Source organism: Actinospica acidithermotolerans (assembly GCF_018139625.1).
GTDB lineage: Bacteria > Actinomycetota > Actinomycetes > Streptomycetales > Catenulisporaceae > Actinospica > Actinospica acidithermotolerans.
The window spans coordinates 1-10,332 of sequence record NZ_JAGSOH010000179.1 but is presented as its reverse complement, the minus strand read 5'-3'; the positions used below and the strand labels follow the sequence as shown (position 1 = coordinate 10,332).

Annotated in this window: 11 protein-coding genes; 4 read left to right on the top strand and 7 right to left on the bottom strand. The window is 69.3% G+C overall.

All coding sequences use genetic code 11. The features are described from left to right. Window positions 1-1,173 (top strand): FUSC family protein (locus KDK95_RS32415; protein ID WP_212522174.1); only part of this gene is annotated, 1,173 nt, incomplete at its 5' end. A 67-nt stretch (window positions 1,174-1,240) separates the two neighbouring features. Here KDK95_RS32415 and KDK95_RS32410 read toward each other — a convergent pair. Further along, a complete protein-coding gene (locus KDK95_RS32410) occupies window positions 1,241-1,825 on the bottom strand; it encodes a hypothetical protein (protein WP_212522173.1) in 585 nt (194 codons plus the stop codon). A gap of 167 nt (window positions 1,826-1,992) precedes the next feature. On the opposite strand from KDK95_RS32410, the gene KDK95_RS32405 reads away from it, so the two are divergent. Further along, on the top strand, window positions 1,993-2,445 hold the full coding sequence (locus KDK95_RS32405) for a group II truncated hemoglobin (protein ID WP_282971727.1): 453 nt from the start codon (window positions 1,993-1,995) through the stop codon (window positions 2,443-2,445). A gap of 24 nt (window positions 2,446-2,469) precedes the next feature. Here the strand turns inward: KDK95_RS32405 and KDK95_RS32400 are convergent, their stop codons facing one another. From KDK95_RS32400 to KDK95_RS32390, 3 genes are all read right to left on the bottom strand, one after another. Beyond that, on the bottom strand, window positions 2,470-3,222 hold the full coding sequence (locus KDK95_RS32400; RefSeq protein WP_212522171.1) for a sulfite exporter TauE/SafE family protein: 753 nt from the start codon (window positions 3,220-3,222) through the stop codon (window positions 2,470-2,472). Window positions 3,223-3,318: 96 nt separating this feature from the next. After that, window positions 3,319-3,591 carry a hypothetical protein gene (locus tag KDK95_RS32395; protein ID WP_212522170.1) on the bottom strand — a complete coding sequence of 91 codons (273 nt, stop codon included), beginning with the start codon at window positions 3,589-3,591 and terminating at the stop codon, window positions 3,319-3,321. A gap of 296 nt (window positions 3,592-3,887) precedes the next feature. Then, a complete protein-coding gene (locus KDK95_RS32390; RefSeq protein ID WP_212522169.1) occupies window positions 3,888-5,135 on the bottom strand; it encodes a hypothetical protein in 1,248 nt (415 codons plus the stop codon). A gap of 119 nt (window positions 5,136-5,254) precedes the next feature. Between KDK95_RS32390 and KDK95_RS32385 the strand changes: the two genes are divergently transcribed. Then, window positions 5,255-5,983, top strand: coding sequence for a GntR family transcriptional regulator (locus KDK95_RS32385; protein WP_212522168.1), 729 nt, complete (start codon window positions 5,255-5,257; stop codon window positions 5,981-5,983). A gap of 52 nt (window positions 5,984-6,035) precedes the next feature. On the opposite strand, the gene KDK95_RS32380 is transcribed toward KDK95_RS32385, so the two are convergent. After that, window positions 6,036-6,878, bottom strand: a complete 843-nt coding sequence (locus KDK95_RS32380) for a polysaccharide lyase family 7 protein (protein ID WP_212522167.1) — start codon at window positions 6,876-6,878, stop codon at window positions 6,036-6,038. Between the two features lie 180 nt (window positions 6,879-7,058). Continuing rightward, a complete protein-coding gene (locus KDK95_RS32375; protein WP_212522166.1) occupies window positions 7,059-7,991 on the bottom strand; it encodes a LysR family transcriptional regulator in 933 nt (310 codons plus the stop codon). Window positions 7,992-8,109: 118 nt separating this feature from the next. On the opposite strand from KDK95_RS32375, the gene KDK95_RS32370 reads away from it, so the two are divergent. Further along, a complete protein-coding gene (locus tag KDK95_RS32370; protein ID WP_212522165.1) occupies window positions 8,110-8,940 on the top strand; it encodes a HalD/BesD family halogenase in 831 nt (276 codons plus the stop codon). Between the two features lie 225 nt (window positions 8,941-9,165). Here KDK95_RS32370 and KDK95_RS32365 read toward each other — a convergent pair whose 3' ends face one another. Then, a complete protein-coding gene (locus KDK95_RS32365; protein WP_212522164.1) occupies window positions 9,166-9,984 on the bottom strand; it encodes an exodeoxyribonuclease III in 819 nt (272 codons plus the stop codon). Between the last annotated feature and the right edge of the window lie 348 nt (window positions 9,985-10,332).

The window sequence follows — 10,332 nt, the reverse complement described above, 5'->3', positions numbered from 1 at the left end:
GCCGAAGCCCCCGCCGCCCGCCGCCTCGCCGCAGACTCAGCCCACGTACTCGCCGCCGCAGCCGAGGCCATCGGCCGGACTCCTCGTGCAATCTCGTCCCACGCCACCGCCGCCGCACTTCCGACGCTCCCCGAACTCCCCGCCGGGAATTCCGAAGGCTGGCACTGGTCCGCAACAGCCGTCCTCACCCACCTGAACTCCATCACCACCCTCCTGAACGGCCTCGACACGTCAGCCCCAGCCACCTCCACCGTCGCCCCGGAACTGCTCGCCGACGCCCCCGCCCTGGCCACGCTCCGCGCCCATCTCAACCCCTCCGGCGAGATCGGCCGGCACGCCCTGCGTCTCGCCGTAGCCGCGGGAATCGCAGAGACCTTCGTTCGCATCACAGGACTCTACGAGGGCCGCTGGGTCGTACTCACCGTGTTCCTCGTCCTGAAGCCCGACTACAACTCCACCGTCTCCCGCGGCGTGCACCGCGCCATCGGCACCGCGGTGGGCGCACTGGCCGGAGCCCTCATCGCGATGCTGCTCCACGGCACGCCCGTCTGCCTCGCCCTCGCGGCCGGAGTCGCCGTCGCCGCCGCGTACGCCGTGTTCGAGGTCGACTATCTCAGGTACAGCATCTACCTGACCGTCTTCATCGTCCTGCTGCTCGACATCCTCGGCCTCAGCGCCGAGACCACCGCCACCGTCCGCCTCGCCGACACGGCACTCGGCGCACTCCTGGCCCTGGTCGCCTACGCCGTCTGGCCTACCTGGCACGCCAGGAACGCCCCCCAGATCTTCGCCCGCCTGGTCGACGCCCACCAGACGTACGCGGCAGCCCTCCGCCACGAACTGGACGCCGTCGGCGCCCCCGACGCCCACCGCCTGCGCACGCTCCAGTCCGCCGCCCGACGCGCCCGCACCGACGCCGAAGCCGCGGCCGCCCGCCTGGCCGCCGAGCCGCCGCAGCCCCGCCTCACCGCGGACGCGGCCCAAGCCCTGGTCGCCGCCGCCACGCGCCTGGCCCGCGCCGAACTCTCCCTGCACACCCTCGTCACCGCGCCCGCGGCCACCCGGCTCGATCCCGCCCAAGCCGCCGCCCTCACCGCGGCGACCGAGGCGGCCCTAGCCGACCTGACCGCCCAGTTCGCCGCCCTGAGCGGCCCTAGCCCTGCAATCCGCTAGGGATCAACAGCCGTCCGTACCCGCGCTGCGCACCGAGGACTGTGCTCCGGCGGACGGACGAAAGCCGCTACGAGAGACCGAGACTGTGCTCCGCCGTCAACCAGTCGGTCGCGATGGCCCGCTGCGCGGCAGCGAGAGTGACCTTGCCCGAGCACACAGCCCGGTGCAGGTCGTTCTCCACCTTGTCCTTCGGGTTCGGCAGCGAGCCGACCTCCGGCCAGAGGTTCTTGACATCGTTCGAGCCGCCGAGTTCGAGGCTCACCAGGTGGTCGAGCTCGCTGGTCGTGCCGGACTTTATCCCGTACGCCTTGTACATCTCGGCCTTGACCTTGTCGGTCTGGCCCGTCGACGGCCGGATCTTGGCCGTGTAGTTGCTGCGGCAGATGGTGGTGGAGATGTTCTGCTGGGTCACCGCGGGATCGATGGCCCCCGGCGTGCAGGTCGGATCCGGCGTCGGCCCCGCGCCCGCGTGGCAGGAGGCTGGAACGGTCCCGGTCACCTGCCCGGGATCGTGAACGGCCGCGAGTACGCCGACCCTCGTCTGCGGAGTCGCCGCCGACGACGAGACCGCCGTCGTATCCGCTTTCAGCGCTGAGCATCCAGCGACGCAGACCACGAGTATTGCCAGCAGCGTGACGTGCAGCCTGCGCACAGCAAGGCCTCCCCTGATCAACCATCTGATCATCGGTCCGGATAGAGCTTGCTGAGAACTCTAAGATACGCAGCACCTCTCGCCCAGCAGCGCATCCGCGATTCGATACCGAGGTCCGCCGCCGCGCGTCAACGCGCTGTTCGCCGATCAGTGGCAGGCTGGGATCTATGCGGACAATCTATGAAGCTGCGGGCGCGGAAAGTGGGGTGCTGCGCCTCGCCGATGCGTGGCACGCGCGGGTGATGGAGGACGAGATCGTCAGTCATGCGTTCAGTCACGGCTTCAATCCGGCGCACACCGAGCGGCTGGCCGCCTATTGGGCGCAGGCGTGGGGCGGGCCGGCAGAGTTCTCGGAGAAGTACGGCGACGAAAGCGCCGTGGTCCGGATGCACTCCGGCGAGGGCGTCCACGAGGAGATGGACCGCCGGGCGATCGACTGCTTCGACCAGGCGCTGGTCGATGCCGGGCTGGGCGACGACAAGCAGCTCTGCCGGGTCCTGCACGACTATTTCGCCTGGACGACCACGGTCACGATGGCGCGTTACCCCTTCGACCGCAGCGAGGTCCCGGACGGACTGACCATTCCTCGGTGGTCGTGGGACGGCCTCGTCCCGGAGTGAGCAGCGGCTCGGCGGCGCCGCCCCTCACCGGTAAGCGGACAACCCGAGCTTCACCGCCAGAGCCAGCCCGGCGGCCGCGATGAAGAGCCGCAGCGGCTGTACCGGCACGTGGCGGATCAGCCTGGGTCCGATGTAGCCGCCTACCAGGAATCCCACCGCGAGTAACGGCACGTACGTCCAGTGGACCGGCGCGAAGACCGCAAACAGGATCGCGGCGACGCCGTTCGCGATGCCGCTGATCGCGTTCTTGACGGCGTTGATCCGCACCAAGGGCTCGGCGAGCATGGTGCCGAGCACGGCCAGCATCAGCACCCCGCCGGCCGCACCGAAGTACCCCGCGTAGACCGCGACCGCGAACACACACGCCAGGCGCCAGGCAGAGTTCTCGCTGTGCGCCGAGGGAGCCAACCGGCGGATCGCGGGCTGCGCAAGCAGCGCCACCGACGCGCCGCCGATCAGGACGGGAACCACCACGGCGAACGCGCGACCCGGCGCGATCAGCAGAACCGCCGCGCCGGCCGCTCCGCCGAGCGCCGTGATAAGGCCGAGCCGACGCACCCGTGACCGCTGCCCTGCCAACTCGGGGCGGGAACCAAGCACGGACCCGACGCCGGTCAGGACCAGCGACACCGTGTTGGTGACGTTCGCCGCCAGCGGCGGCAGGCCGAGCACGAGCAGCACGGGATACGACACGACGCTCGCCACGCTGGCGATCGTGCTGGCGAGCCCGCCCAGCACACCGGCCGCGAGCAGGATGAGGGCGTCGGCGAACGTCATGGCGGACCTATCGTCGCCGCCACAGACGCCCAATCAACAGGTCAAGCGAAGGTGACCTTGATCTCAGCTCACGTCACGGCTCGACGCATCGACGCATCACAGCGGCGAAGCCTTCATGACAGCCTTATAGTCCTCAAGGCTCGAGGACACGGTCAGCGCCGGGACGCCCTTCATCTCGAAGTGGCTGCCCGCCATGACGAAGATCGAGTACCGCTTGTACTTCTCGAGCCACGTCTTCACCTCAGACGTCTCGAGCGAATGCAGCGGCAGGGCACCGTACGGGACGCCATTGGGCACCGTTTCGTTCTCCCCCGCGGTGATGAGCGTCAACATGCCCCGGACATGCGGTGCCGCTTCGGGGTGTTCCATCTGCCAACCTCCAGAGGTGCGCGCGATTGCGACGGCCCTGGAACGATTGCCCCGATCCGCGGGGATTACGCGGAGGCGTCCCCCACCTGGTCTAAGCCGGGGCGCGGTCGCTGTGAATCCTGCTCGGCCTACCGGGAATCGGCGATCTCCCGGCCGTGGTCCCTCGCCCAGCTCGGCCCTACCTCCCGAACACTCGCTGCCGTAGCCTCGAAAAACGACGGGCTCAACAGCGGAGCGGTTGACCGCCTGCGTGCCGGTCAACCGCTCCGGTTCTCCGGGTCCATCCGGTGAGGGCCTCAGTTGAGGGGTAGGAACGGATCGCTCGCGGTGCCGGCCATCAGGTACCAGGCCGTCGCGCCGATGTGCGGGGCGGCGTAGTAGTCGTCGCTGTCGCAGTCGGAGAGGTTGTCCGCCGACGCCGCGACGATGGCGAGTCCGTTGTTGTGCAGCGCGGTGGTCTGCGAACGCTCGAGGGTGTTGAGGTACGCCTGGGCCTTGGCGGTGTCGCCGCTGCCGTTGCGGATCGCGAGCGCGTCCGCCAGGTGCGCGGTGCCCTCGAACCACACTTTCGACCTGTCGCAGGCCGCGAAGCTGACCCCGGTGAAGCCGTTGTTGGTCGCGGCGAGGTGCGCGATGTCCCAGTCGACTGAGGCGGCGTGAGCCGGGTCCTTGAACGCCAGGTAACTCCAGGTGTTGACGTCCTCGGGCAGGAAGTCGGTGTTGAGCGAGACGCCGTTGGTGCCGGTGCCGACCCAGAAGTCGCTCGCCTTGCTGTTCCACATCGCGTAGACGAAGGTCTTTGCGTAGCTCGCGCGCGTGGTCCAGGTGCTGCTGCCGGTCTCGGTGGCGAGCATCGAGAACAGTGCGTAGACGTCGATGTTGTGCTCGGTGGACTTCCAGGTGATCTTCGAGGATCCGTCGTAGCCGCCGGTGTAGCCGCCGGCCCCGCGCGTGTCGTACGCGTGGTTCTGGATCCAGTTCGCCACGGCCGTCGCGCCGGTCAGGTACGCGGTCACGCGGGTCTTCGCGTAGAGCTGGACCAGCGCCTGCCCGACCCAGGCCATGTTGCCGACGTCGCTGGTCGGGTCGGTGGCGTCGATCGCGCTCGTACTGGTCAGCGGCTTCGGCGCGTACGCGGCCCGGATCCGGCCGTCGTGGCTGGAGTCGTGGGCCTGCACGTACAGCAGGGCGTTGCCGATCACCTCGGCGCGCGCGATGTCGTCGCTCGTGCCGCGGGCGAGGAACGCGTCGATCACCAGGGCGTCGTCGTAGGTGACCGCGTCGGTGAACTCGCCCATCGCCGAGTCCCAGACGTAGCTCTGGACGAGTCGGACCGTGGAGCCGGTCGCGTACTTGTCCATCATCTGGTCCAGGAACTTGTAGCCGTTCGCCGTGCTGGTCGGGGTGATCGAGGCCGCCGCGGAGACGGGCGGGGTGGCGTCGGCCGCACCGGCTTCGACCGCGGCCACTGCCAGGCAGAGGGTGGTGAGCCCGGCTATCGCCGCGGCCCAACGCCGGCCCGTCATCGTTCGAGTGGGTTTCATGGCACCAGAGTCTGAAGCTTACAAAAGGTAAAGTCAAGGGGCGGGATCGGTTGCCCTTTAGGGCTCTGGATCGCCGGATGTTGCTGGCAAAGCGGCCGAGTAGGCCTTACCCTTGGTCAATGAGATCACCGGTCAAGCGTACGCAGGCACGCGACGCGATTCTCGCCATGGTCGCCGATCACGAGCCCGGCGAGGCGCTGCCCTCGGAACACGAGCTCTGCGAGCACCTCGGGGTCTCCCGCCCCACGCTGCGGGCGGCCGTCGAGGAACTCGTGGACGAGGGCGTGCTCGTGCGCCGCACGGGCCGGGGCACGTTCAAGGCCGCCGGCCGGGTGTCGCAGCCGATGGCACCGAGCGCCGGAGTCCGCAACGGGTTTCGAGTGCCGCTCGCCGAGGGGGTGTGGGAGAGCCGGACCCTCTCCTTCGAGCGGCGCAGCGCCGGGGCCCGCCTGGCCCGGGCCCTGACGGTCTCCCCGAACGAACCGGTCGTCCGCGCCGAGCGGCTGCGCATCGTCGACGGCGCTCCGCTGGCCGTGGAACGGATCCACGTCCCGGAGAAGTACGTGCCCGGGATCGACGGCGAGGATTTCCAGCGCGGCTCCTTCTACCGGCTGCTGCGCGAGCGCTACGGAATCACCATGGCGCGCGCGGCACAGTCGATCGAGGCCACGGTGACGGACGAGCAGGAGTCGAGCGTCCTGGAGGTGCCGCCGTACACCCCGGCACTGCTGTTCGACGTCACAACGCGCGACACGCAGGACAGGGTCATCGAGTACACCAGGGCGGTTTACCGGGGCGACCGGTACCGGCTCGACTCCGACCTGGTCTTCGACCACGTCCAGCCGTGAAGTGGCCGTCAGCGGCCGTCAGCGGCCGTCGGACCCACCGCGGCGGCCGGGGCTAACTCTGCGTCAGGGCCGTGAAGAGAACCCTCCCGCCGTCGTTCGAGCCCTTGCTCACCGTGCCCTGCTCGTAGTCGCCGGCGGAGAAATGGCCGCTGGCGCCGTCGAGGGCGGGCGGCACTCGGACGGTGAACGCCCTGTTCTGGCTGCCGGAGGTCGCTGCGAATGTGAGCGTTCCGTTGCCGTTGTCCGCGAGCCGGTAGCTCAGCGCGGCACCGAGCGGCACGCCCGTCAGCAGTGTGTAGTAACTCGGGGAAGCCGACGTCCCGGTCTCGACCATGACGTAGAGCCCGCCGGAGCCGTAGTCGACCATCACGAACGGATTGGAGCCGCCCGAGCCGCCCGCGTGCAACTGGGCGACGCAGATCTGCGGTTTGCTCTTCGGCAGCTGCTGGATCTCGAGCGTCGCGGACAACACGTGCTCCTGCTTGCCGACGCTGTACTTGGTCGCGGATTCGAGTTCGGTGCGCGAGTGCAGCGAGCCGGGCGTGGTGGCGCCGCCGGACGGCGCCCAGAACTCCAGCGCCCCGCCGCTCGTCCGCGTCAACCACGGCGCATCCAGCCGCGCCGGCCGGACGACCATCGCGTCCTTCCCGGACAGCTGTCCGGACGGGTTGACCGGCAGCAGCAATCCGGCCCAGCCGCCCAGGCTGACGGTGTCGGTCGTGCCGGGGGCAGCGGTGCTGGTGGCGGTCGCGGCGGACAATCGACCGGTTGCGGACGTGTCGGCGGCGGCCGGCGGCGGGCTGGCAGAGCTCGTGGTCGCCAGAGCCACTTCCGCGGCCCCGGTGATGAGGGCGAGCACTCCGGCCGTCGTCGCGATCCAGGTGAGTCGTTTCATGTTGACAAAGGGTAAGGTAAAGAAGGTTAACTAGAAGCCAAGGCGGCATCGCGGTCCGGCAAAACCTGAGGAGCAGTCAGACCGCAATTCCGCCGCCGTGCGGCATGGCCGCAGACGTTCAGGCGGTTCGCCGGGATAGATGGTGCCGACGGAGCACGGCTCGGGGCCTGCCGAACCGCGTCACCGGCCTGCCGAGAGACGTCTGGCGAGGGGTACCGCGCTGGCGAGAGCGGTGAATGCCCTCAACATCGGATTGGGGAGCCGATCGCGGTGCCACACCAGCCCGATGGTGCGCGGTGCGACGCCGATCAGGGGGCGGATCGTGACCCTGTCACGGGTCGGGCGCGCTGACAGCCAGGACATCACGGCGATCGCGGCGTTCTGCTCGGCCAGGCCCACTAAGGTCGAATTGCGGTGCGAGCGGTACACGATCTGCGCACCCAACTCCGGCCTGCCCAAGCGCTGCTCGATCGCGTGTGGGGCTCGCATCCGCGCGTAGCTGGCCAGCCGCTGACCGCGAAGCTGCTCCAGTGCCATGGGGCCGGGGTCCTGAGCCAGCGGCAGATTCTTCGCCAGCACGGCCACATAGGGGTCGTCGAGCAGTTCGACGCATTCGAAGGGGCCGGTCGGCAATGGCAGAACCACGTAGGCCACGTCCAGTTCGCCGGCTTCGATCAGAGTCAGCAACCCGGCGTCGTCCTCGGCCTCGACCAGCTCGACCCGCGCCTGCGGCCATTCGCGGGCGAATGCGCTCAGCGCGGCGGGCAGGAGCTCGGCGCCGGCGCTCTCGAAACAGCCGACCCGAAGCGTGCCGATCTTGCCGGCCCGCAACGCCGCGAGGTCGGCGGCCGCGCTGGTCAAACGAGCGGCGATCGCTTCGCCATGACGCAGCATCACCTCGCCGGCAGGCGTCATGGAGACGGCGCGCGGGCCGCTGGAGCGCTCGATCAGCCGATGGCCCACCTGCCGCTCCAGCCGACGAATCTGCTGGCTGATCGCCGACTGGGTATAGCCCAGCGCCTCGGCGGCGGCACTGAACGAACCCGTCCGCGCGATCTCGGCAAGGGCGACGAGCGGCCGGATCTCCGGTAGCGGCGCTGGATCTCCACGCACACCCCGAGTCTATTAGTGAAATTCATGATTGGGCACATGAAAACGAATTGTGCTGCTGACCATCTCGATCGATGCTGGTGAGCACTGACCCGGCCGCCGCGTTTGAACGGAGAATCCGATGACCAAGCCACCGGCCGAGGCCGGATACGCCGACCTCGTCCACCTCATCGACCTGGAGCGTTACCCCATCCACGACCTCGACAGCGATCGCGGACGCGCGTTCGTCGAACAGTGTCGTCAGCAGCTCGCCGAGCACGGAGCCTGCAGCCTCCCGGGCTTCATGCCGGCCGACGCGGTGACCGAGATGGTTCGAGTGGCCTATGCGCTGGTCTCGAAAGCGTGGAGGTCCGACCAGACCCACACCGTCTACTTCGAAGAGCCGGACGACACCGTCGCGCCGGCGGACCCCCGAGCCTTCCTGGTGCGTTCGGCCAAGAACGGGATCGCCTACGACTACCTGCCCGAGAACGTGCCGGTACGTCGCCTCTACGAGTCCGATGACCTGACCTCCTTCATTGCCGCGGTACTGGGCAAGAAAGCGCTCTACCGCAGCGCCGACCCGCTCGACGCGGTGCAGATCACGCTCTTCCAGACCGGCGACGAACTCGGCTGGCACTTCGACCGGAGCGAATTCTCGGTCACGCTGATGTACCAGGAGTCGGAAAGTGGCGGCGCCTTCCGGTACCACCCGGGCCTGCGGAGCCCGGAGGACGAGAACTACGAGGGTGTGCGCCGCGTTCTTTGGGACGGCGAGGAGGAAGGCGTCGTGGACCTGCCGAGCGCTCCCGGCACCCTGGCCTTCTTTCACGGCCGTTACGCGATGCACCAGGTCACCCCGGTGACCGGTGAGACCCCGCGGATCAACTCGGTTCTCACCTACGGCGAACGGCCCGACATGCGACTCAACGACCTGACATCGCAGCTCTTCTACGGGCGCACCAGCAACTGACGGGAGAGCGCCGCTCCCGCCGCGATTCCGACGGTGATGACTGCCCGGTTCGGTCAGTCTGCGCCGGGCACCACGCGCGCCGCGGCGGTGGGGCTTACGGCGGTCGGGGTCGGCCGGCCCGCCGGACGACCACGTCGGTTCGGTTTCCCGCACCGAACGTCGGTCTCAAGTGCCGTACGTCGGTCTCAAGCACCGTACGTCGGTCTCAAGCACCGTACGTCGGTCTCACGCAGCATAGGTCACAGTCACCGGCGCGTGGTCGCTCCACCGGGACGGGTGGTCGACCGCGCGCTCGACGACTGCGGACTTGGCGAGGGCGGCGAGGCCCGGGGTGGCGATCTGGTAGTCGATGCGCCAGCCGGCGTCGTTGTCGAAGGCGCGGCCGCGGTAGGACCACCAGGAGTAGGGGCCGGTCTCGTCGGGGTGCAGGGCGCGCATGACGTCGACGTAGCCGGCCTCGTCGAAGACGCGGGTGAGCCAGGCGCGCTCCTCGGGGAGGAAGCCGGCGGTCTTCTGGTTCGACTTCCAGTTCTTCAGGTCGGCCTCGCGGTGGGCGATGTTCCAGTCGCCGCAGACGACGAGTTCGCGGCCTTCGGCCTCGAGGCGCTTGCGGGCGGCCACGAGGTAGGCGAGGAACTCGGTCATGAAGCGCTCCTTCTCCTCCTGGCGCGCGGTGCCGGTCTCGCCGGAGGGGAGGTAGAGGCTGGCCACGGTGATGCCGGGCAGGCCGTCGACCGGGGGGAGGTCGATCTCGATGTAGCGGCCGGACTCGTCGAACTCGCCGCTGCCGAAGCCGACCTGGGTCCTGGTCGGCTCGACGCGGGTGTACATGCCCACGCCCGCTCGGCCCTTGGAGGAGGCGGGTGCGAACAGCGGCCTCGCCCAGCCCTCGGGCTCCCTGAGCTGCGCGGGGACCTGGGCATGGTCGGCGCGCACTTCCTGCAGGCAGACGACGTCGGCGCCGGTGGCCGCCAGCCATGCGTCGAAGCCCTTGCCGGAGGCGGCGCGCAGCCCGTTGACGTTCACGGTCGTGATGGTGATCATTTCGCTCCTGCCGGGGGGCCGTTCGCACCGCTTGCGCTGACCCCACCCATTGTGCACGGCGGCACCGACACCGGGCGGGCGCGAGGGCGGGCGCTCGTGTGGCGGGGTCCCGTACGGGCATGAAAGCATGCGTATCCGCATTCCGAGTTCGCAAGATCGCCGGGGTTGGCTCCGCGGTCGCAACGACGAGGGGGAGAACCTCACCATGACCGTGCCAACCGGCCCGGACCAGCCGTCGCGCGGATACGGGGGCCCGCAGCCCGGCGGTTATCCGGCGCAGCAGCCGCAACCGCAGCCCGGGCAGCAGCAGCCGGGGTACGGCGCGCCGCAGCAGCCCCAGCACCAGCC